Annotated in this window: 14 protein-coding genes; 3 read left to right on the forward strand and 11 right to left on the reverse strand. The window is 72.6% G+C overall.

The window, feature by feature from the left end:
- Positions 1 to 12: 12 nt before the first annotated feature.
- The 3 genes from AC07FV_RS16530 to AC07FV_RS16540 are packed head-to-tail and all read right to left on the reverse strand — an operon-like array spanning position 13 to position 6571.
- On the reverse strand, positions 13 to 2535 hold the full coding sequence (locus AC07FV_RS16530; protein WP_479087874.1) for a hypothetical protein: 2523 nt from the start codon (positions 2533 to 2535) through the stop codon (positions 13 to 15).
- Positions 2536 to 2587: 52 nt separating this feature from the next.
- Positions 2588 to 5494: a DUF6603 domain-containing protein gene (locus AC07FV_RS16535; protein ID WP_479087876.1), complete on the reverse strand. Its 2907-nt coding sequence runs from the start codon at positions 5492 to 5494 to the stop codon at positions 2588 to 2590.
- 6 nt (positions 5495 to 5500) lie between these two features.
- Positions 5501 to 6571 carry a WD40 repeat domain-containing protein gene (locus tag AC07FV_RS16540; protein WP_479087878.1) on the reverse strand — a complete coding sequence of 357 codons (1071 nt, stop codon included), beginning with the start codon at positions 6569 to 6571 and terminating at the stop codon, positions 5501 to 5503.
- 522 nt (positions 6572 to 7093) lie between these two features.
- On the opposite strand from AC07FV_RS16540, the gene AC07FV_RS16545 reads away from it, so the two are divergent.
- Positions 7094 to 9043, forward strand: a complete 1950-nt coding sequence (locus AC07FV_RS16545; protein ID WP_479087880.1) for a phospholipase D-like domain-containing protein — start codon at positions 7094 to 7096, stop codon at positions 9041 to 9043.
- A gap of 128 nt (positions 9044 to 9171) precedes the next feature.
- Complete coding sequence (locus AC07FV_RS16550) at positions 9172 to 9546, forward strand: antibiotic biosynthesis monooxygenase family protein (RefSeq protein ID WP_479087882.1); 375 nt, start codon at positions 9172 to 9174, stop codon at positions 9544 to 9546.
- Between the two features lie 101 nt (positions 9547 to 9647).
- On the opposite strand, the gene AC07FV_RS16555 is transcribed toward AC07FV_RS16550, so the two are convergent.
- The 7 genes from AC07FV_RS16555 to AC07FV_RS16585 form a co-directional block, all read right to left on the reverse strand.
- Entirely contained in the window at positions 9648 to 11843 is a 2196-nt protein-coding gene (locus AC07FV_RS16555) for an FG-GAP-like repeat-containing protein (protein WP_479087884.1), read from the reverse strand.
- A 151-nt stretch (positions 11844 to 11994) separates the two neighbouring features.
- The gene (gene tpg / locus AC07FV_RS16560; RefSeq protein WP_479087886.1) at positions 11995 to 12552 is read right to left on the reverse strand and encodes a telomere-protecting terminal protein Tpg; all 558 of its coding nucleotides are present in this window, start codon (positions 12550 to 12552) and stop codon (positions 11995 to 11997) included.
- Between the two features lie 12 nt (positions 12553 to 12564).
- Positions 12565 to 14832 (reverse strand): telomere-associated protein Tap, encoded by a 2268-nt coding sequence (tap, locus tag AC07FV_RS16565; protein WP_479087888.1) that lies wholly within the window; start codon positions 14830 to 14832, stop codon positions 12565 to 12567.
- Positions 14833 to 14944: 112 nt separating this feature from the next.
- A complete protein-coding gene (locus AC07FV_RS16570; protein ID WP_479087889.1) occupies positions 14945 to 15685 on the reverse strand; it encodes a hypothetical protein in 741 nt (246 codons plus the stop codon).
- A gap of 70 nt (positions 15686 to 15755) precedes the next feature.
- On the reverse strand, positions 15756 to 17090 hold the full coding sequence (locus AC07FV_RS16575) for an enolase C-terminal domain-like protein (RefSeq protein WP_479087891.1): 1335 nt from the start codon (positions 17088 to 17090) through the stop codon (positions 15756 to 15758).
- A 44-nt stretch (positions 17091 to 17134) separates the two neighbouring features.
- A complete protein-coding gene (locus tag AC07FV_RS16580; RefSeq protein WP_479087893.1) occupies positions 17135 to 18472 on the reverse strand; it encodes a gluconate:H+ symporter in 1338 nt (445 codons plus the stop codon).
- A 566-nt stretch (positions 18473 to 19038) separates the two neighbouring features.
- Positions 19039 to 19914, reverse strand: a complete 876-nt coding sequence (locus tag AC07FV_RS16585) for a LysR substrate-binding domain-containing protein (protein WP_479087895.1) — start codon at positions 19912 to 19914, stop codon at positions 19039 to 19041.
- Between the two features lie 506 nt (positions 19915 to 20420).
- On the opposite strand from AC07FV_RS16585, the gene kdgD reads away from it, so the two are divergent.
- A complete protein-coding gene (gene kdgD / locus AC07FV_RS16590) occupies positions 20421 to 21347 on the forward strand; it encodes a 5-dehydro-4-deoxyglucarate dehydratase (RefSeq protein ID WP_479087897.1) in 927 nt (308 codons plus the stop codon).
- 206 nt (positions 21348 to 21553) lie between these two features.
- On the opposite strand, the gene AC07FV_RS16595 is transcribed toward kdgD, so the two are convergent.
- Positions 21554 to 22063 carry a hypothetical protein gene (locus tag AC07FV_RS16595; protein WP_479087899.1) on the reverse strand — a complete coding sequence of 170 codons (510 nt, stop codon included), beginning with the start codon at positions 22061 to 22063 and terminating at the stop codon, positions 21554 to 21556.
- Between the last annotated feature and the right edge of the window lie 66 nt (positions 22064 to 22129).

Raw genomic sequence — 22129 nt, forward strand, 5'->3', positions numbered from 1 at the left:
TCGTGACGGGGGTCAGCCGCCCAGCAGCCTGGAGACCCGGAAGGCCAGCTGGAACGGCTGCTGGAAGGCGATGCGCGCCATGTCGGCCGCGTCACCGGCCCACGCGGCGGACCCGTCCGCGGACGGGACGGGCGGGGGCGGGACCAGCGGGACGCACTCCAGGACCTCCACGTCGAGGCCTTCCCACGTGAGGTCGGCCCAGGTCTCCATCGGATCGGGCTGAGGTCCGGTGTCGAAACCGAACTGGGTGCCCTGCATCGGTTCGCGGAACACGAAGAACCAGTCCTCCGTCCGGGCCCGTTCCTCGCTCAGACCGGCGAACAGGTACAGCACGGTGGACTCGTCCAGTGCCATCGGGGTGGCCGCCGCCCCGTCGAACGCGGGCGGCAGCCTGCCGCCCGCCCCCGGTACGGCGACCAGGGAGGTGCCGGGGAAGCGGCGCAGCAGCGCGCCGCGCACGAGCAGCGCCAGGTCGCCCGCGCGTCCGGTGCGCAGCCGGCTGCCCAGCGGGGCGTCGGGCGGCCACAGCGCGATCTCCTCGACGTCGGCGTCGTCGCCGGGCCAGAACCGGGCGAACGGGGTGCCGCGCTGGTCGGTGGGGAACTCCCGCCAGAGCAGTTCCCGGTTGAACTCGTGGTTGAGCCCGACCAGCAGCGCGGCGACGAACTCGGGGTTGGTCTCCACCAGGGTCACCGAGTCGGGTGGCAGGGACTCGATGCCCGGGAGGGCCCACTCGGGCCAGCGGGAGAACAGTTCCCCGGCGATCGGCACGGTGAACCTCGGGTGGGTCATGATCGGCCGCAACGGCCGGGAGGGGTCCTCGGTGCGCCGGGCCCAGAAGTCGCCGGGGACACGGTCGGCCATGCGCAGGACCTGCTGGTGCGTGGGGCTGAGCCGGTCGCGCAGTTCGGTCGGCAGGCCGGGGCTGCCGGGCGTCTCCTCGACGGTCATGCCCATGGTCCGCAGGCTCCGCACGAGGACCGGTTCGGCTGGTGCGCTTCCCCCGTCCGTGCCGCGGTGGGCGCGGCGGGACAGGGCTCCGTTGACGCGGGTCAGCCGGCTGAAGGAGGTACTGGCCGCTCCGGTCGGTACTTCCTCCGCCGAGGCGAGCATGGTGGCCAGCGTGGTGGCGTCCGCGTCCGGCTGGAGGGCGGACACGGTCAGGCGTGCGCCGGCCGGCGCCAGCAGGGTGACCAGGTCGGCCAGGCCCAGCGGGCCGAGGTGTTTCTCCTTGGCGCGCTCGGCCGCGGCGGCGGCCAGTTCCCCCGTGGCCAGCAGCCGGTTCGCCTGCCGGATCTCACCCGCCTGCTCCCAGGCCCTGGCCATCAGGAACTCCTGTTCCAGTTGCACGTAGCGGGTGCCCAGTGCGGCGGCCACTCTGCGGCGGACCTCCAGATTGAGTGCGGACATCCAGCTGTCCGGTGCGGTGGGCACGGTCTGCTCCCCGGTGTGGTGGCTGCCGTAGAGCGGCGGTCCCACGGCGGCGGCCCGTCGCTTCTCCGCGGCCTCCGGGTCGACGGCGGGTTCCGGGGCGGGCCCGCGGAGGCGGACCGCGGCGTTCAGGCGCTCCGCGAGCAGGGTGCGGAAGCGTTCCTGGGCCGCGGGGTCGGTCCAGGTCTCGGGCACCGTCGTGCCCGGTGGCCGGAGTGCCCCGTCCATGGCCACCGTGGCCGGCCCCGGGGAGGGCTCGGCGGGCCAGGGGCGGCCGACGTCGAGGGTGCGGCTGCCGAGTCCGGCGTCGGCCGCGGGGCGGAACACCAGTCGGCGTGCCAGTGCCTCGAAGGTGCCCGCCTCCCCGGTACGGAAGGTCCACCAGTGGTAGACGGGCAGGTCCACGGTGCCGGTGCCGGCGAGGGGCCAGGCGTCGTCCGTGGCCGCTCCGACGGATGCCGCGCGCAGTCCCGCGTCCCGTCCGGCGGCGGTGGCGGGCACCACCGCGGCGATCCAGCCGCGGTCCGGGGCGAGCCGGCGCGGGCACAGCAGCCGGGCGACGACACCCGGCGTGTGGTCGCGCGCGCCCTGCTCGACGAGGCGCCTCGCGCTCTCCGTCTCGGTGACGGTGTCCGGCAGACGCGCTTCGACGTGGGCCCAGGCCCATCGCTCGGTGAGCCGCGGCAGCGCGGTGACCGGAGCCGTCAGCACGGGCAGCGGGTGAGCGGGCCGCGGTGGGGCCGCCTCGTCGTCGGCCACCACGATCAGGGCGAGCCAGGGCTGCGGTGTCGGCGGGACGAGCCCCGGCACCATGGCCGGGGACAGCAGCCAGGGCAGGTCGGCGTGGGCCAACTCGACCCCGGCCAGCACGTTCTCCGGGGCGTCGGGCGTCCCGGGGCGCGGTTCCTCCCGCAGGACCGTGCCGTGGTCGAAGCCGAGCACGTCTCCGGGGCCGACCAGGGCGAGGTCCGGTCCGGGCACCGTCGGGCCCTCGTGACGGCCCTCGATGTCACGGCCGAAGCGCACCGAGGTGGCCAGCGTCCGTCCGGTGGCCGAGGCGCCGGCGCCGGTCCGCGCCCAGGAGAAGAACCATCGCGTGCTCATGCGTCGCTCCCGACGGGAGAGGGGGGCCGGGTGGGTGCGCCGTCCCGGGTGCTCATCGGTGTTCCCAGGTCTCGACGAACCGCGGGGGTCGCGCGGCCTGGGCGCGGGCGGCCTCCCAGGGGTCCCTCGTGGCGTCGACCGGGGTGAAGTCGTCGATCAGCGGCTGGAGGGTGTCGGCGGCGACCATGGTCAGCGTCGCCGGTCGCACCGTGACGGTCACCTCCGGGGTGCGCCACCTCGCCAGCCGCTCGGCGGCGCCGGCCGGCAGGGTCGCTTCGTGCTGGAGGAGGCCGGGCCATAGCGAGGGTTCGCGTTCCTGTTGCGGCTCGTAGGCGGTCTCGTAGACGTCGTCGACGCGGTGCCCCTCGCCGGTGCGGCTCTGCTCGGTGTGCGCCCGCAGTCCGCCGGCGTGGCTGACGAACGCGGGCTCGGTGAGCTGCTGGTCCTCGGTGAGGTCGAAGAACTCGCCGGGGACGAAGCGCTCGGGCAGTGAACGGGCGCCGTCGGCGGCTCGGGGCTCGCCGAAGGTCACCTCTTCGATGGTCCAGGTCTGCACCGGCACCGGTCGCCGCTCGAACCGGGAGATCGGCACGCCCAGTGGCACCACTTTCTGGGTGATGCGGAGTGCGGCGTCCGGGTGCACCAGTGTTCCCTCGGTGAGTTTCCCGGTCGCCTCGGGTGTGAAGACCAGGCCGGTGCGTTCGGCGGCCGGCCGCTCGGCCGCCCAGGCCGCCGTCCGGCGCAGTTCCTCGGCGAGTACCGGCAGCGGTTCACGTCCGCGGCGGTCCGTGACGGGCGGGGGCGGTCCCCAGAGGATGTCGAAGTCCAGCTCGACGTCCCAGAACAGCACCGAGATACTGCCGGTGCCCCAGGCGTGCCAGCGGGCCGGCCCTTCGAGCGTGAAGTCCAGAGCGACACCGGCCAGTCGGCGCCCGAACGCGCGCACCGCGACACCGGCACGTACCTGCACGGCGAAGGCGAACACCGGGTCGAAGACGAACAGCGCGTCGAGCCCGAGCCAGCCCGTCACCCCGCAGCCCGCGATCGTCGCGTCCAGTTGCACCTGGCCACCGAACATCACGGCGTTGGAGGTGACGGCGAAGTAGGCTTCCATGCGCAGTCCGAAGCCGTTGCCGGGGGCCAGGTCGATCTGGAGCCGGTCGAGCGCGGGCACCCCGGCCGGGCGGGTGTAGCGCGGGTGGAAACCGCCGGTGGACAGGACGAACTCGGGTCGCGCGCCGCCGCGTACCAGGAGGTACAGCTCGCCGCGCACGGCGAGGCCGACGATCCACGAGCCGGTCAGCGACACCAGCAGTTCCACCATGGGGACGGCCGGTTCGATGCGTCCGAGCACGCCGGCCTGGAGGCGGACCAGGGGCAGGGCGGGATCGGGCAGCCCGACCAGGAGGCGTCCGAGCAGGATGGCCCTGGGCGGCGCGGGCAGTTCGAGGATCACCGCTCCGGACAGCGACACCATCCGGGCGCCCCAGGTGAGGCGGATCATCGGGCCGACCAGGATCCTGCCGGGCGCCACGGGGAACGCCGAGCCGAGGGAGCCGATGATCTCCTTGGCCCGTTCCACGGCGCGGTCGGGGAACAGCACGTGGTCGGCGTTGCCGTCGCGGACCAGCTGTTGCAGGGCGGTGACTTCGACGCGCCGGTTGATGCCGACCAGCCCGCCGACCGCTTCCAGCGCGAATCCCAGGCCGAGCTGGATGCCCGGGGGCGGGAACTGGGCGGCGAGCAGGACCAGGAAGCTCGTGGGGGCGTCCCCTTCGGGTGGCCGGAACAGGGCCATGGCCTGGAGGCGCAGTACGCCGAGGTCCATGTCGATCAGCCCGCCGTAGCTGTGGTCCTCGTTGCGGCGGACCATGCCGCCGCCCGACACCGGCGGCACCTTGAGTTCCGTGCCGATGGCGTCCGGGAAGCGGGGGCGGGGGTTGCTCCCGTCGAGGCCCGGGCGGGTCCCCGAGGACAGGGCGACGGGCAGTTCGACGCCGGCGCCGTCGATGAAGACCCGCAGGGGCAGTCCCGGCAGCCCCGCGGTCGCCGACACGGACAGGCCGACGCGTGTGCCGTCGCCGTCCGAGATCAGCTCCAGCGCGGCGTCCCGGGTGGAGACGTGCGGTGCCTTCAGTCGCAGGGGGAGGGGGACGCGCAGGGTGCCCGTCCCGGTGAAACGCAGTCCGGCCGTCCGGTCCGCGCGAAGGGTGACGTCGACCGGTCGGGCACCGCCGGCCGCCGGGTCCGTCCCGCCGCCCCCGACGAGTGCGGCCAGCGCGGCCGGCAGGATGGACGCGGTGAGCCCGCGCAGCTCGATCTCGAAGGCTGCGGCGCTGTCGGGTGCGGCGGTCACGGTCAGGGCGATGCCTTCGACGCCCACTCCCGGTCCGTCGGTCATCCCGGCGGCCAGCTTCCCGGTGCGCTGCACCTTGATCGTCGCGGTGCCCCGGGTCGCCGCCGGCTGGAGCCCGGGGCCGAAGGCGGCGTCCCAGCCCTCCGGGGCTTCTGGGCCGACCGCGATGCTCGCCTCCGCGCTCCAGGGCTGCGGCACCGTGGTGGGCAGCGTCAGTGTGGCTCCCGGGGTGACCACCAGGTCGAACACCGGCCCCTCCGGCGTCACTCCGAGGACGGCCCGTCCACCCGCCGGACCGGACGGATCGGTCAGCACGAGGGCCACCCCGAGCGGGGCGCCCGGGGCCCGGCGCCAGCCGTGCAACCGCAGCGGCACCGGTGAGTCGACGGCCAGGTCTCCGAGCATCTCCCGGACGAGTTCGACCAGCGAGTCGCCCGCGGGGAGCCGGTCGTGCACGGCGAGCAGCCGGCCGGCCAGCACGGTGCCCGCGGCGGAGGGGTCCTCGCCCAGCTCGGGCAGTTGCCCGACCAGGCCGTCCACCGCGCCCCGGACCAGGGTGCGCAGCTGACCGGCGATGTCGTTCAGGAGTTGATGCGGGTCCATGCCGCCTCACCCTCGCGTGGAGTTGGACTCACCGTTGTCGATCACCAGGGCGCCGGTGAAGCAACCGACGCCCAGCCAACGCCCGTCGGGGCTGAACTCCAGGGCGAGCACCTCGTCGGTGGGCGCGGCGTAGATCTCCTGACCCGTGAGGCCGAACAGCCGGACGACGTTGTCGATGGAGGCGCTGGCCGCCAGCTTGCCGTTGGGGCTGAACGCCACGTGGGTGACGGCGCCGAAACCCGGGTCGGGCGCCCCGGGTTGCAGCTTCGGCACGCGGCACTTCTCGAGCCCGGTCTCGGCGTCCAGTACCCGGGTGAAGCCGTCGGCGCCACCGACCACCGTCCAGCGGCCTCCGGGGTCGTAGGCCAGGCAGTTGGGAGCGGTGGTGTGCTCGTCGGGCTCCTCCGGATCGGTCCATACCGGGGTTCCGCCGGCCGACTGGAACATCCGGACGGTGTCGTCGGCGGAGCAGCACAGCACCATGTCCGCGGCAGGACTGAAGGCGACCGCGTGGACGGCGTCGTCCGGGGTCAGCTTCCCGAGGACCTCGCCGGTGGCCAGCTCCACGACCCGTGCGTCGCCGGTGGACTGGTGGTTCCCGCCGTGGCGGTGGTCGACGGCCAGCGCGACCCGGGCGCCGTCCCCGCTCACGTCCACGTCGGCGATCAGCGGCGGGTCGACGGTGACGCGCCGGGTGATGGCGCCGGTGGCGGGGTCCAGTACGGCGACGAGGACGTCGGTGGTGGCGATGATCCGTCCGTCGCCCGCGAACCTGACGGTGTTGACCGAGTTCCCCGGTTCCAGCGGGCCCTGCCAGGTGGCCGAGCCGTCCGTGCCGCTCCGCAACGACACCTGTTCGAAGTCGGCGACGACGAAGGCGCCGCCGGGTCCGAAGGCGATGCCGGTCACGGCCCCGCCCACGGGCACGTCCAGTTCCTTGCCGATGAGGACCGGGCGCACCCTCAGGATGCTGTCGCCGCCGCCACTGGCGAAGCGGGTGCTGTCGGGGCTGAAGGCGATGGCCTGCACCGAGCCCTGGTGCTCGACGGAGCGGGCCACCGTTCCCGGCTCACTCATGACAGGCTCCTTCCGAGGTCGGTCGCGACTTCGGTGTCCTGAAGAATCAGAGGGTGGCTCCGGCGCGACGGCGCCCGGGGGACTCGTACGGCCCTGGAACCCGGCCGGAGCGGGGGCGCGTCGTGCGGGGGGCCCGCGAGCGCCGGCTTCCGGCTGCGTGTGATTCCTGCAATTCACCAACCTAATCGAAAGCCGCACCGCCCGCCACGCGGGCGACCGCGGCCGGGAGCACCGCCCGCAGCCGTGTCGGACAACCCCGGTCCGCTCACCCGCGCACCCGAGAGGCGGATACCTGACGTTTCGTCAGATGTGCTCTGTTCGGAGGGAGAAGGCCAGACACCGCGAGGACCGTCGGGCGCTCCGGCCTCGCATGGCAGGGCGGCCGCGCAGGTGCGACGATGGATGAGTGCCGACCCGTCGGGGCGGGCATCCGGGCCGGCCCCGCTGTGACCGGCCGCCGCACGCCCGTTCCCCCCCCCGGCAGCCGTCCCGGGCTTCCGTGCCTCGGGAAGGAGTTCCGGCATGCTCACTTCCGTACTCTTCGCCGGCGATCCCCTGCTGGAGTCCGTCGCTCAGGACCAGGACCGGATCTCACGCACCCGGCACCGTACCGACCCGGCCGTGCGGAAGGTGCAGGTCGCCCTCCTCGACTGGGACCCGCAGTGCCTCCCCCTCTTCGGGGCGGACGGCGACTACGGGGACGAGACCGCCGGCGCGGTCGCCCGGTTCAAGCGCGAGGTGCTCGCAGTCCCCCCGCCCGAGGTGATCGACGACGTCGGCCCGCTGACCGTCCGGAAGCTCGACGAGATGCGGACGCGGTCCGAACAACCGCCTCCCGCCCCGTCCGCCGCCCCGGCGGACTGGCTGCTGACCGACGGCGACATGAGTCCCTTCCGCGCCCCCGCCTTCACCCTGGACAACGTGGTCCTCTACTTCGTCGACGCCGAGGGGTACTACGACACGCTGGCCTCGCGCCTGGACGGCCTGCGCGGCGGGGACCAGGTGCTGTTCGCCGGCTGGCGGTTCTCGCCCGAGCAGATGCTGCGCCCGGCGGTCGCGGGCTCCGCGGGGATCCTCGACCGGCTTCGCGGCCTCCGCGCCCAGGGCGTCGTCGTCCGCGCGCTCCTGTACGGTTCGCACTTCTCCACGCTGCCGGTGCGCAGGCCCAGGGTTCCCACCCTGCCGTCCAAGGACAACTTCGACTTCCGTACCGGGCTGGTCGACGCCGGTGCGCAGGCGGTCTTCGACGCCCGGGTGCCGGAGTTCGGCTCCCACCACCAGAAGTGCGCGGTGGTGCAGGGTGCCGCCGAGGGCCCGGCCGCGTTCGTCGGTGGGATCGACGTCTGCCTGGACCGCTGGGACAACGCCGCACACGTCGACCCTCCCGTACGGCAACGGGAGCCCGACTTCCTGGGGCAGAAGATCTCGCTGCCCGGTTGGCACGACGTGCAGTGTGCGGTGTTCGGCCCCGCCGTCGGTCAGATCTGGCAGGCTCTGGCGCAACGCTGGAACGACCCCACCCGGCCCAGCCGGGTCGACGACACACCCGTGCCTATCGCTCCCTCGGAGGCGCCCGGACCGTCACCGTTGTCCGGCACGCAGGCCGTGCAGGTGCTGCGTACCCTCACCTGCAACGGGATCTACTCGTTCCTGCCGGGCGGCGAGTTCACCGTCACGGCCGCCTACCGCAAGGCCGTCCGCCGGGCGCGGCACTACATCTACGTCGAGGACCAGTACCTGTGGCCCTCGCCCCTCGTCGACGACCTGCGGGACGCCGCCGCCCGGGGCGTCCAGGTCGTCCTGGTCACCGCGCGCGACTTCGACGCTCCGGGGCTGGCCGACACCCACAAGGCGCTGCGGGCCGAGGCCCTCCGGCACATCGCCTCCGCCGCGCCCGCGAACGTGCACTGCTTCCATCTGGAGCAGGCGGCGACCGCGCTGCAGATCTACGTCCACGCGAAGCTGATGATCGTGGACGACCTGTACGTCGCCGCGGGCAGCGCCAACCTCAACTTCCGTTCCCACACGACGGATTCGGAACTGCATCTCGGCGTCTTCGACACCGACCTCACCGACGGCACGATGGGCGGCGCCCCGCACCGGGTCGGCGTGTCCGTCCGTGCCCTGCGGACGCAGATCTGGGGCGAGCACCTCAACGAGGACCCGTCGCTGCACGAGGACGCGCTGGTGGGCCTGGGCCGGATGCCGCAGGCGGGCGGCAAGACCGGGCATCTGGTCGGCTTCCCCGTGCCCTCGCAGGTGCCGGCCGTGGACTGGCGCGAGACGCTGCGGGAACTGCTGCGCTCCGTCCAGCACATGGAGCACTGGCAGCTCCTGGCACCGGTGGTGCTCGGCCCTCTCGCGCCCGCCGTCCAGTTGGTCCCGGGACTGGACCTCGGGACCGTCGCGGACCTGATCCCCGACCCCGAGGGCTTTTTGCGCAGGCTGCTCAATCCCCGGACCGTGTGCTGAACGGCGCCGGGGCCCGGTACCGCGCGTTCCGCCCCGCCGTCCGGGCCGCGGAGGGCCGCGCCGGTCGGCTTCCGGGGATCGTCACGAGGGAGGACGCAGGGCGTCGCGTACCGCCTTACGGTGGCGTCATGGGAAGTCATGCGCAGGACGCGCCCGCGGGACCCGTCGGGCCTTTCGAACCGCCGTACTACGTCGCCGTCTTCACGACCGTGCGGACACAGGACCAGAGCGGTTACGGCGAGACCAACACACGCATGGAAGAGCTGGTGAAGGACGTCCCCGGCTACCTGGGGATGGACCACGCGCAGACGCCCGGCGGGCTCGGCATCACCGTCGGCTACTTCCGTGACGCCGAGGCCCTCACCGAGTGGCGGACCAACGCCGAGCACCGCGCGGCGCAGAAGCGCGGGCGAGCCGAGTGGTACCGGAGCTACACGCTGCACGTGGCCAAGGTGGAACGGAGCAGCGGGTTCACGCGGGCGCAGGAGCCGCCGACGGGCTGACCGGCCGGTGCCCGGCCCTCGGAAGGGCCGGGCACGGCGCGGGTGTCCGGCGTGACGCGGGCTGGGCCGGCGGGAGCGCCCCGGCCGTGCCGTCGCCGGCGTCAGACGACGGGCTGCTGGGCGCTGCCGGGGCGGTCCAGGCCCATCGACTGGCGGCCGAGGAACGGGGCCTTCCAGGAACCCGTGCCCCGGTAGAGGTAGTTGCCCTGGGGGCTGAAGGCGGCGAGGTCGCTGCGGCCGTCGCGGTCGGCGTCACCGACCGCCACGAGGTGGGTGTAGGGGCCCCACCCGGCGCCGATCCGGGTGCGGGGCGCGAACGTGCCGTCGCCCTTGCCCAGGTAGAGCCAGAGGACCCCGTCCTTGTCCCGGGCGACGAGGTCACCGGCGGCGGCGCCGCCGATGTTCCCGACGGCCGTCAGGTCGTTGAAGACGCCCCAGCCGCCGCCCACCTTCTTGCGCGCGGAGAAGGGCGCGGTGGCGTTGCCGGTGCCGGGGTAGAGCCAGAGCACTCCGGACCGGTCGGTGGCCAGGAGGTCGTTGCGGCCGTCCCCGGTGAGGTCGGAGCCGCCCGTGACCTTGTCGTAGGCCTGCCAGCCGCCGCCGACCTTGGCACGGGTGGCGAACCCGCCGCGGCCGTTGCCCTGGTAGAGCCACAGGACACCGGAGGTGTCCCGGGCGACCAGGTCGCCGACCTCGGATCCGCCGAGGTTGCCGGTGGCCTCGATGCGGTCGTAGACGTTCCAGCCCCCGCCGACCAGGGCCTTGGCCTCCCCCGCGCCGAGCTGTCCGCCGCCGGTGCCCGCGTCGAAGCGGGTGTCGCTGCGCCAGAGCCTGCCCGCGGCGTCCCGGGTGAGGACGTCGGGGGTGCCGTTGTCGTTGAAGTCGTGCGGCTGCCCCTTGCGGGTGACGGTGAAGGTCCCGTCGGCGACGGCGGCCGGACCGATGCCGTTGAGGGGCGCGGCGACGGCCTCCCAGGTGTAGGCGCCGTTGGGGGCGGACTCGGACCCGGCGGCGACGAGGCCGTTCCAGTCAAGCGTGACGGACGGGGTGGCAGGGTGCTTCGCGGTGGCGACGAACGTCTTGCCGCTACGGACGTGGCGGAGCGTGATCCCCACCTCGACGTTGGCCCGGGACAGGTCCCAGCGCAGGGCCGCCGACCCACCGTTCTGGTCGAGGTCGACGACCGCGGGGACGGTGTTGCCTGTGATCTCGACCTTGGTGGGTGCTTCGGCGTTCGCCACCCGGGTGACGACGGGTGTGCCCCCGTCACCGGCGGTGATCTTGAACAGTCCCTCGCCGTCCGCGACGGTGCCGCCGCGCACGTACAGGCCGTCGGGAGCGGCGGCGGACGAGGTCAGGTGGTCGAGCAGCTTCACCGAGGCGCCGGTGGCGGGGTGGTACGCGGTGACGGCGTGCAGGGGGTTCGGCGCGGCCGCGGAGATGCCGTCGGCCTCTCCGTACACGACCCAGTCGCCGACCAGACCGACCTGGAGGTCACTCGCGTACGCGGGGGCGACCGGGAGCTGCCGCACGGCGTCGGAGGCGCGGTCCAGGAGGAACACCGCCGGGGTCTCGGTGCCGTCGCCCTCGGTCCAGACGACGTGGGTTTCGGAGACGGCGAAGTCGCCCCCGGTGGAACCGGCGGTCCTCTCGTGCGTCTCGTGGACCGAGCCGGTGGCGAGATCGATCAGTGCCCACTTCTTCAGGGCGCCGTCGGTGAAGGTCAGCAGGGCGTCCTCGGGCGTGCCGGGGGTGATCGAGAAGTCCTTCGCACCGGCCGGCAGCCCGGTGACGGTCTTCACGCCCTCGTCCGCGGTGTGCTTGCGCAGCTTGACGGTCCCGTCGGTGTCGACGGTCGTGAAGATCGCGCTCGCCGCCGAGCCCGCGTACCGCGGGTCACCGGCCAGGTCCCCGACGAAGACGTCGAACCCCGACAGCGTCTTGAGGTTCCGCTGCTGGATACCCCAGCGGCCCTCGAAGACGAGGTAGTCCGCCGTGCGCGTCGAACGGACGTGGGTCCGGCTTCCGTAGCCCGTCCCGGCGACGTTCCCGTAGCGGGTCCAGCGCGTGTCGAGGGACCCGTCGGCGCGGGTGATGAAGCCGGTGAGGCCGGCGTCGACCAGCTTCGCCTTCTTCAGGAAGGGCATGGAGACGGCGTCGGAGGCCGCCGTGTCCGCCGTCACCGCCGCGGGGGCGGCCGTGGCCGGCACGGACAGGACGCCCACGCCGGGCGTCACGGTGAGGACGGTGGTGACGGCGACTACCAGCCGACGTCGGGTCGATCGGGCCAGGGGCACGTGATGTTCCTTCTTGACGCAACAGGCGCACCATGCGCCTCTCAGCCCTATGACTCACCACGTGACGAATGGTTGTACGAACCGAGGTGAATCTTTCCTCGCCCCTGTCCGCCGGGGCGCGAACGGCCGGCCGGTACGTGCCATGCGTGTCCTACAGGTCGAACTCGATGTGCTCGACGTCGGTGAAGCGCACCTCCTCCAGGGCGCCGGCACGGCGGCCGCCGTCCTGGAAGTAGGTGTCCTTGAGTGCCTCGGCGGCGATCTGCTGCAGCCGCTGGTCGCTCTCGCCGGCCTGCTGGGCGTCGAAGAGACGCGCGGCGTACTGCGGCGGCAGCGCGACGGTCAGGTGCCGGACCCTGCTCTCGTCGGTGGAGCCGACCGGTGCGGTGTAGCCGATCCGAGCCCTGGTGTCGATGACGATGCCGTCCGTGGTGGCCGCCCGCTCCTTGGCCCGCGCCCGGATCTGCGGCTGCCACCGCGCCGTGACCTCTCGCTCCAGGCGGGCCGCGAGGTCGGGGCGGGGAGTCCTGATCTGGTTCTTCACGTAGCGCTCGACGGTGCGCTGCGAGACGCCCAGCGTCCGGGCGGCGGCCCTGGTGCCCTTGAGCTGCCGGACCAGGTAGCGCATCCGCGCACCCGCGCTCTTGGGCACCGGGCGGGTGAACGCCTTCTGCACCGCGCTCTCCAGACCCTTCCCGAACAGGTCCATCGTGGCGTCCTCCTACTCCCCGTGGTCGGCGTCGGTGACGGTGCCGTCCTTGATGTACCGCGCGAGGTTCAGCTCCGGAGCCTCGAAACGCTCCCGCACGCCCTCGCCCCACAGGACGCTCTGGGTGCCCTCGTGCTTGACCAGGCCGGGGTTGATGCCGAGCTTGAAGCCGCCGGGCAGCGGCTTGCCGTCACGGTAGGGCAGGACGTCCAGCGGCGAGGCTCCGTCGGCCGCGTAGACGACGCAGTCGGACAGGACCGCCACCGGGTACCGCCCGGTGGCCGCCGCGTGCTTGACGATCTTGCGGTGCAGGTTGATCCGCGTACGGGAGATGACCGCCGCGCGGATGTCCGGCCGCCACGTCGGACGGGACAGGGCACGCCACGGCTCACCCGGACGCCATCCCTCCCCGCGCGGGCGCTCGCGCAGCTTGCCCAGGCCGCCCTTCACGGTCGCCTTGATCGCCGACACGACGATCGCCAACTCCGGGTCGCGCTCCTCCCAGCCCTGCATCGCCGCGAGGAAGTCGGCCGGTGGCAGGTCGGCGTGCACGCCCAGGTCGGCCATGGTGGTGAGGAAGGCGTCCCTCAGCCGCAGGTACCAGGCGTCGAGATAGCGGCCGTTCTCGGGACGGACGTACGCCTCGACCGGACGTACCTCGTATCCCAGCTCCACCGCGTACGCCACGGTCGGCGTCGCGTACCAGGCCGGGCCCTCGGGACGTTCGCCCTTCGGCGTGAACGGGCTGGGCAGCAGGTCCGCGTCCAGGTCGGTCCATCCGTCCTTGCCCGTCCTCACCCGGGAGAGATCGACGTGCGAGAGGTCGACCAGCCAGGAGCCGGGCAGCTTCGGGTCGAACGCCGGCGCCCTGACGTGCGCGGGCGCCCCGAGACCTACGGTCAGGCCGTTGGCCCCGGCCGCGAAGGCCATGTTGACGTCGATGCCGACGAGGTGGCGGCGCATGCACTCGTCGTCGGTCAGCGGCCGCGCCCAGTCGTACGCCTCCTCGAAGAGTTTCTCGTCCGGCCCGCGCAGGTGGAACCGCGGCAGGTCCGCCAGGAGCGGGTGCCCGTCGGGAGCCTCGCACGGCGCGCAGTCCACCGGGTCCTTGCCCAGTGAGCCGGGGTTGTGCGCGGAGTGACGTCTGCCGTCGGCGCCGGGTTCGGAGGCGCGGGTCGGCGGGTGCAACGCGGTCATCAGTTCCAGGCCGGTCACGGCCGTGGAGCCGCGCGGCGTCATCACCCTGGACGCGTACACGCCCAGCACGCGGGCCAGCTCCGCCGGCGGCAGGCTGCCGGCACGACCCCAGTGCCGGGCGTCCAGCGCCTGCCAGGACGGGATGCACAACTGCACGCAGGCCCGGTTCGCGCCGGTGGCGGGGCGGTAGATCCGTGCCCACGGTCCGAACCCGCGCTTCGTCAGCTTCCACTCGGCGCGCTTCAACTGCTTGACGACCTTGTGGTCCTCGGGGATCCGTCCGGCCAGTCGCTCGTCGTCCGTGAGGGCGGTGGGGAGGCCGTAGCGCTCCAGCGCCGCCTCGGTGAGCACCAGCAGCGGATCGGCGTCCTTCCCCGGGGCGGAGAGTCGGGGCTGCCCCAGCTTCGCCGCCTCCAACGTCCACTCCACCAGCGCCGGCAGCGACTTGGCGGGCACGTCGAGGACGAGACCGCCGCGGCAGTACGCCAGCACCTGGCCGTCGGCACCGACGTCGACGACGGCGAGCGGTCCGTTCGCGAACCGCGGGTCGGCGCCGCTCGCCGGTACCGCTGCCGGACTCTCCCTGCCCGTTCGGCGTGGCGTCGACGACGGCCCGCTGGTGCGCGCCGGTCGTGGAGCGGACGGCGGGTCGGCGGGAGGCCGCCCGGAGACGGTCCGGTTGTCCTCGGTCGCCTTCGGGACCGCGCGTGCGGGCTCCGGGCCCGTGACCGGAGCCTCAGGGGCTCCGGCTGCGGCTGCTGCTGCGGCCGGGGCGGACGGGCCGGTGGGTACGGCAGGCGCCGGGGTCGCGGTGGGCGGCCCGGTTCTCGCGCCGGGCGTCGGGTACAGCTCCGCGAGCCGGCCGAGCAGCCGGGCGTACGCCTCGCGCTCCGGGCCGCGGGGCTCGGTCGGCTTCTTGCTCGACTCCCAGCCGGACACCGTCGCCCGGCGCACCTTGAGCGCGGCGGCCACCTGCTCCAGGGTCAGGCCGTGCGCGGTCCGCAGCCGCTTGCGCTCCTCCGCCGGCGGCAGCTGGGCGCGGGACGCGATCAGTGCGTCGACCGCGTCGAACAACTCGGACATCCGGCACCTCCTCGGCCGGAATCCTACCGGTGACACGTACGGAACCCGTACGCCGGCCGTACACAACGCGTACGGACGCCTGGGTGGCCTGCGACCCGCGGATGGCGGCCTGCTACGAGGCGGTATGCGCTTCGGTCCGAGACGCCCTGCCCTCCTCACCGACGGACTGTGCCCGCTCTCCGGCTGCCGTGGCCAGCCAGGTCCGCCAGACGTGCCGGGTGTTCGGCACCTCCGGACGATCCAGGAGCCAGAGAACGTAGCCGGCATGTCGCCGTGCCCATGGGTTGTCCGACCGCGCTGCTCTGTCCAGCCTGCCGCGCAGGTCCGCACCGTCCACGGCCCGGGCCACGCGCACGTACTCGCGGTCCTTGCAGCGGTAGGGCCTCCGCACGACGGTCTCGACCAGTTCCACCAGCTTGCCCCTGACCGCGTCATCGTGGTGAGCGGCGGCCAGGTCTCGAACGAGGTCCTCCTTCGTGCCCCATGACTTGGCATACCGCGTCCATTCCTGCGGATACCTCGCCTCCCATTCCAGGAAGCACAGCGCGTAGGGAAGACCCGGCCATGTGCCGATGCCGGAACCGCTCGGCCGGTCCCACAATCCGCTTGGCAGCGAATGCCGCAGGGCCTTCTGGTAGCGGCGGTGCGCCACCTGCCGTCCCAGCGGACACCCGCGCCGCCACGCCCTGTTGTACCGGTCCAGAGCGTCCTGGGCGTGGCTTTCGGCGGCCGTCAGACGGGCAAGCGCCACAGCGCGTTCGACCGGATCGCCTGCCGTCAGCCCGAACGCCCATCCCAGTCGCTCGTACCACACGTCGGCACCGTCCACGCTCACGCCCGCGTCCTTGTTCACCCGGCGCATCATGCACCACCACAAGCCGCGGTTGCCATCACTTCCCCAGTGCTGCGCAGTACCGCCGTGCCTAGCGCACGAGGCAGGGCCGCTTCGCGTCGAACTCCCAGCCGGGGACCAGGTAGCGCATGCCGAGGGAGTCGTCCCGGGCGCCGAGCGCCTTCGTCCGGTACAGCTCGTGGGCGGCGAGCAGCCGGTCCATGTCGAGCCGCACGCCCAGGCCGGGGGCGTCGGGCACGGCGATCTCGCCGTCGACGATGCGGGGCGGCTCCACGGTGAGGCTTTCCAGGCCCTCCTGCCATATCCAGTGCGTGTCCAGGGCGTTGTACGCGCCGGGGGCCGCGGCCCCGCAGTGCGTGACCATCGCGAGCGAGATGTCGAAGTGGTTGTTGGAGTGGCAGCCCCAGGTCAGTCCCATCGCGTCGCACAGCTGCGCCACGCGGACGGAGCCCTGCATGGTCCAGAAGTGCGGGTCGGCCAGCGGGATGGAGACCGACTGGAGGGCGAGGGCGTGGGTCATCTGCCGCCAGTCGGTCGCGATCATGTTGGTCGCGGTGGGCAGGCCGGTGGCGCGGCGGAACTCGGCGAGCACCTCGCGCCCGGAGTAGCCGCCCTCCGCCCCGCAGGGGTCCTCGGCGTAGGCGAGCGTGCCCACCAGGGGTGCGCACAGTTCGACGGCTTCCCTCAGCGACCAGGCGCCGTTGGGGTCGAGGGTGATCCGGGCCTCGGGGAAGCGGTCCTTGAGCGCACGTACGGCCTTGACCTCCTCGGCGCCCTCCAGGACGCCGCCCTTGAGTTTGAAGTCGCGGAAGCCGTAGAGGTCGTAGGTGGCCTCGGCCTGCCGGACGATCGCCTCGGGGGTGAGGGCCTCCTCGTGGCGGATCCGGTACCAGTCCACGTCCGCGTCGTGGCCGCGGACGTACTCCAGGTCGGTGCGGTCGGGGTCGCCGACGTAGAAGAGGTAGCCGAGCACCCGCACGGAGTCCCGTTGCCGGCCGTCTCCGAGGAGGGCGGCGACGGGCACGTCGAGGTGCTGGCCCAGGAGGTCGAGGAGCGCGGACTCGACCGCGGTGACGGCGTGGACTGTGGTCCGCAGGTCGAAGGTCTGGGCGCCGCGCCCGCCGGAGTCACGGTCGGCGAAGCGGTCCGCGATCTCGCGCAGGACGCGCTTGTAGTCACCGACCTTCGCGCCGACCACGAGGGATTCGGCGTCCGTGAGAGTCCGGGTGATCTTCTCCCCACCCGGTACCTCACCGAGGCCGGTACGCCCCTCGGAGTCCGTCAGGACGACGATGTTGCGGGTGAAGTAGGGGCTGTGGGCGCCGGAGAGGTTCAGTGCCATCGAGTCGCGGCCCGCCACGGGATAGACGGAGAACGCGGTGACGGTCGGCTGGTTCCTGGTCATGTCTTCTTCGGACTCCTCGTATGCGGTGGTGCGACGGCCGGTGGTCACAGGCTGAGGACGTCGAGGGCCCGTTCGGCCACCAGGACACCGCCCAGGCCGAGGACCGACAACACGGTGGTGTAGGTGGTGCGGACCTTGATCGCTTGGATGACGGAAAGGTTGAAGTACTCCTTGAAGAGCCAGAAGCCGGGGTCGTTGACGTGCGAGAAGGCGATCGAACCGCAGGAGACGGCGAGCACCATCATCTCCGGATGCACACCGCTGCCGGCGAGCAGTGGCAGCACCACGCCGGAGGCCGTGACGACGGCGACCGTGGCGGACCCCAGGGCCACCCGGAGGATGGCGGCGATGAGCCAGGCCAGGACGACGGCGGAGATGGACCAGGAGTGGGTGACGTCCTTGATGTACTCGGATATGCCGCCCTCCACCAGCACGTTCTTGAAGGCCCCGCCGGCTCCGATGACCAGCAGGATCATCGCCATGGCCTTGACCGCCGAGGAGCAGGACTCGCTGACCTCCGCCAGGCTCCGTCCCGTGCGGGGCCCGAAGGCCCAGACGGCCAGCAGCAGGGCCAGCAGCAGCGCGATCGGTGCCGAGCCGATGAACGCGACCGTGTTGAGCAGCGGGCTCTCCCCGGACGCGGCCATGTCGGTCACCGCTGCGCCGGCGATCAGGACGACGGGGAACAGCGCGACGCACAGCGACCAGCCGAGGCCGGGCATCTCCTCGTCGCTGAACTGGCGGTCACTGACCAGCCCCGCGGGGATGGCCGGGTTCATGGCCTTGATGAACGGCAGCCGCGGCCAGAGCAGCGCGATGAACGCGCCGACCGGCACCGCGATGAACAGACCGTAGAAGAGCGTCAGTCCGACGGAGGCGTCGAAGGTGGCCGCGACGGCGGTGGGGCCGGGGTGCGGCGGAAGGAAGCTGTGCATGGTGGACAGGGCGATCGACATCGGCAGCCCGACCCACAGCAGGTTCGCGCCGGTGACCCTGACCAGGGTGAACGCGATGGGCACGACGATGATGAAGGCGACCTCGTAGAACATCGTCACGCCGATGAGCATGGAGGTGACGACCATGGCGACCTGTACCCAGCGGGGTCCGAAGGCGTCGAGGAGCTTGTCGGCGATGCGCTGGGCGGCGCCGGAGTCACCCATGACGCGGCCGACCATGGCACCGAGCCCGATGGTGAGCATCGTGTCGCCGATCTGACCCCCGATGCCTTCGGAGAGGACGTCCGGGATGTCCGTCACCGGGATGCCCTGGACGACGGCGACACCGACGGCGACCAGGAGGAGGGCCGCGAAGCCGTTCAGCTTCAGCCTGGTCATGAGGAGTAGCAGAACCAGGACGCTGATTCCCACTACGAGAAGTGGCATGGCAGTTCCCCTTTGAACTGTGGTGTGGGTAGCCGGGCCCGAACGCCGCAGGGGTACGGCACGACTCCGGTGGGGGCGGAGCGGGACGCGGCCGCGGATTGGCGGCCGTCCCGGGAGCCGGGGCGGCGGTCCGGTGCGGGCACACGGCACGGAGGGGCGGTGTGCCGGGGCGAGCGCGGGGACGACGTGCGGTGGTTCGGGTTGCGTGCCGCCGACCGCTGGTGGGCCGGAAGGCCGCCCCGCGTGTCACCTCACCCGTGACCGGGGGGTCCGACGGCGACGGCTCCCCTGTGCGGCTTCTCGCGGCCGTCGACGGTATGGCGCGGGCGTGGTGGTTCCGAGGGCGGCTGTCGCCGCCGGCTCGTCCTGCCGGACGAGATCGAGCATGGACGAATCTCCTAGACCTGGGAGGAGAGCGGCAACGGGCGCCGCCTACGGTCCGAGCCACGCGGCCGGTGGCTGAGTTGACCGTAGAGTTGGTTCTGATTCACGTCCATGTCGAATTTTGTTGCTTGCCATACCTTTCCTGGATGACCGTTCCGTGAAGGCGACGTGTCAGGCCGGGGTCACAGGTGCCGGAGCAAGGCGTCGAGTGCCGGATTGTCGTTGTCGGGCCGCCATACGAGGCTCAGCTCCACCGGCTGCGGGTCCGGCAGGTCCACCGTCCGGAAGACGACCCCGCCGTAGCGCATCCGGGCCGCGGCCTCGGGCACGAGGGCGGTGCCCCAGCCGCCGTCGACGAGCGCCAGGATGCTGTGCACCTGCGTCAGGTACTGGGTGAACACCGGGCGGGCCCGTACGGACCGGAAGATGCTGATCAGCAGTTCGTGGAAGTAGCGGGCCTCGATGGGCGAGTACATCAGGAAGTCCTCACCGTCGAACTCCTCGATCCGCATCGGCCCTTCCCCCGCGGCCAGCGGATGAGCGGCGGGGAGGGCGGCCAGCAACCCCTCACGCAGTGCCGTGCGGGCGGACAGATCGGCCCCCGTGCTCGTGGGCCGGATCAGGCCCAGATCGAGCGAGCCCTCACCGAGGGCCTTCAACTGATCGCGGGTCACCAGCTCCTGAAGCAGGATCTCCACTCCGGGCAGCGCCGCCCTGGCGGTCTTCAGCAGGGAGCCGAGCGCGGAGTGGGCACTGGCCGCCGTGAACCCGACGGCGAGGGCCCCCGCCTCGCCGGTGGACACCCGGCGGACGGCGAGGGCCGCCTGCTCCGACTGCCGCAGGATGCGGCGGGCCTCCCCCAGGAAGGCCCGGCCGGCCGGGGTGAGGCGCACGCTCCGGTTCGTGCGGTCCAGCAACTGCACGCTCAGCTCGCCCTCCAGCAGCTGGATCTGCCGGCTCAACGGCGGCTGCGTCATGTTCAGCCGTTCCGCGGCGCGCGTGAAGTGCAGTTCTTCGGCGACGGCCACGAAGCTCGTCAACTGGGTGAGAGTGAACACTGATGCTCTCCAGGTATCGCGAGATCCAAAAACTGTGTTGGACGTGAATCATTCGCGACCGTAGCGTCGGACGTGGACAGACGGCGACCCTGCGCCTGCCTCGGTCGCGACCTGCGACCGGCGGGGGCGTCGCACTTCGGAGCACGCAACCATGGTTCGAACCCGGCACCGTCACCGGGGTGCCTCCCCCGGCCCACCCGCCCTCGCCCGGAGGTAGGGCCCGACCGGGCCCGGCACCCACCTCGCCTCATCGGCGCCCACCCACCGCCATGTCTTGGCCGGCGACGGGCCGGTGACCGTCACGCCGCTGTCGGCCCCGGCCGGAAGGCGGCCGCAAGGCCCCGGCGCGGGCGGTGTCGAGAACGGACAGCCGCGCTGCCCGTGCCGGCACCACCGCGCCACCGCACGGTGGACGACCCGAGGCGAGGCCCGCCCACGACACCCCCGCGCACCCGCCCGCCGCCACCTCACCACCACCCCGCCTCCGCGACCCTCAGGAGCACTCCATGACGTCCTACTCCCCGGAAGAACTCGGCCAGCGGATCGGCTCCGGCCTGCTCTCCTTCCCCGTCACCCACTTCCACGACGACCTGTCCTTCGACGAGGACGCCTACCGGGAGCACATCGCGCGGCTGTCCAAGTACGACGTCGGCGGCCTCTTCGCGGCCGGCGGGACGGGCGAGTTCTTCTCCCTCACTCCCACCGAGGTCGAACGGGTCGTGGCCGCCGCAGCCGACACCGCTCCCGGCGACACGCCGATCCTGGCCCCGGCCGGATACGGGACCGCCACCGCGGTCGAGTTCACCGCGGCCGCCGAACGCGCCGGCGCCGACGGCGTCCTGCTCTTCCCGCCCTACCTCACCGAGGCGGGCCAGGAAGGACTGGCCCGGCACGTCGAAGCCGTCTGCCGGTCCACCTCGCTCGGCGTCGTCGTCTACAGCCGCGCCAACGCCGTCTACTCGGCGGACACCCTCGCGCGTCTCGCCGACACCTGCCCCAACCTGGTGGGCTACAAGGACGGCGTGGGCGACATCGACACCATGACCCGCATCCACGCCCGGCTCGGCGAGCGCCTCACCTACGTCGGCGGTCTGCCCACCGCCGAGACGTTCGCCCTGCCCTACCTGCAACTGGGCGTGACCACCTACTCCTCGGCGATCTTCAACTTCGCGCCCGAGTTCGCCCTCGCCTTCTACGCCGCCGTCCGCGAGCGCCGACAGCCGGACGTCACGCGCATGCTGTCGGACTTCGTACTGCCCTACACCGAGATCCGCAACCGCCGCGCCGGGTACGCGGTCAGCATCGTCAAGGCGGGCATGACCGCCACCGGTCACGGCGCGGGCCCGGTCCGCCCCCCGCTCACCGACCTGACCCCGCCCGAACTGGACGAGCTCCGGACCCTGATCGCCACCCTGCCCGGCACGGCGGTCTGACCGGGCACGGGCCCCGGCGGGTTCGACCTCTTTGCCGACCTGGAGGGCCGCCCTTGACCGGTACGGCCGGTCGGCGCGAGTGCGTACCCGACGACAACGCCCAGGAGGGCCCCGGCGACGCGGGGCGCGAGCCGGTCGAGCGAGTGAAACGCCGGCACCCTCGTCCGTCGTCAGCTGAACCGGGCGGCCACCGAAGGACACGCCTGCTATTCGTACGAGTCGATGCCGATCGAGTACGCGGCACCGGAGGTCAGGTCGGAGCGGCTCTCATGACCGTCTTCCGCGAGCGACTCGGCGGTGAGGAAGACGATCCGCAGGCTCATGGATTCCTTGACGAACCGCAGATCGCCGGGCGCGGCGTCGGGGTCCGGACTCCAGCCTTCCCGGGGGGCCGCTGCCCGGTAGTGCGCCGCCACTTCAGCCCGTGTGCCGGGGAAGGCGTAGATCCGCTCGGCGGACACCACGACGTCACCGCTGTCCGCCCAGCAGCCGGCGTCGACGTTCTCGAACCCCCGCGCGGCAGTCGCCTCGTGGGGCCTCGAGTCGAGGATGCCGAAGGTCGCCACCTCCGTGATCCGGGCGTCCGTCCCCTCGCAGTCCCGGGCGAGGTCCATCAGCGAGCAGCCGCCGAGCATCGAGACCGCCAGCGCGGTCGCCAGGAGAAGGGGCATCCGCCGCGCGGCGGCGGAGAGGCCGGGAACGGGCCTGCGGGTCACGGAGCCTGCTCCGAAAGAAGTCACGGCCCGGTTCTACCAGATGAACTCGACGCCCTTCGGCCGGAC

The sequence above is a fragment of the Streptomyces sp. NPDC045956 genome (assembly GCF_056430705.1).

Excerpts from the sequence above, each read along its gene's own strand:
- AC07FV_RS16530 (WP_479087874.1), bottom strand. The coding sequence starts at position 2,535 with ATGAGCACGCGATGGTTCTTCTCCTGGGCGCGGACCGGCGCCGGCGCC.
- AC07FV_RS16535 (WP_479087876.1), bottom strand. The coding sequence starts at position 5,494 with ATGGACCCGCATCAACTCCTGAACGACATCGCCGGTCAGCTGCGCACC.
- AC07FV_RS16540 (WP_479087878.1), bottom strand. The coding sequence starts at position 6,571 with ATGAGTGAGCCGGGAACGGTGGCCCGCTCCGTCGAGCACCAGGGCTCG.
- AC07FV_RS16545 (WP_479087880.1), top strand. The coding sequence starts at position 7,094 with ATGCTCACTTCCGTACTCTTCGCCGGCGATCCCCTGCTGGAGTCCGTC.
- AC07FV_RS16550 (WP_479087882.1), top strand. The coding sequence starts at position 9,172 with ATGGGAAGTCATGCGCAGGACGCGCCCGCGGGACCCGTCGGGCCTTTC.
- tpg (WP_479087886.1), bottom strand. The coding sequence starts at position 12,552 with ATGGACCTGTTCGGGAAGGGTCTGGAGAGCGCGGTGCAGAAGGCGTTC.
- tap (WP_479087888.1), bottom strand. The coding sequence starts at position 14,832 with ATGTCCGAGTTGTTCGACGCGGTCGACGCACTGATCGCGTCCCGCGCC.
- AC07FV_RS16575 (WP_479087891.1), bottom strand. The coding sequence starts at position 17,090 with ATGACCAGGAACCAGCCGACCGTCACCGCGTTCTCCGTCTATCCCGTG.
- AC07FV_RS16580 (WP_479087893.1), bottom strand. The coding sequence starts at position 18,472 with ATGCCACTTCTCGTAGTGGGAATCAGCGTCCTGGTTCTGCTACTCCTC.
- kdgD (WP_479087897.1), top strand. The coding sequence starts at position 20,421 with ATGACGTCCTACTCCCCGGAAGAACTCGGCCAGCGGATCGGCTCCGGC.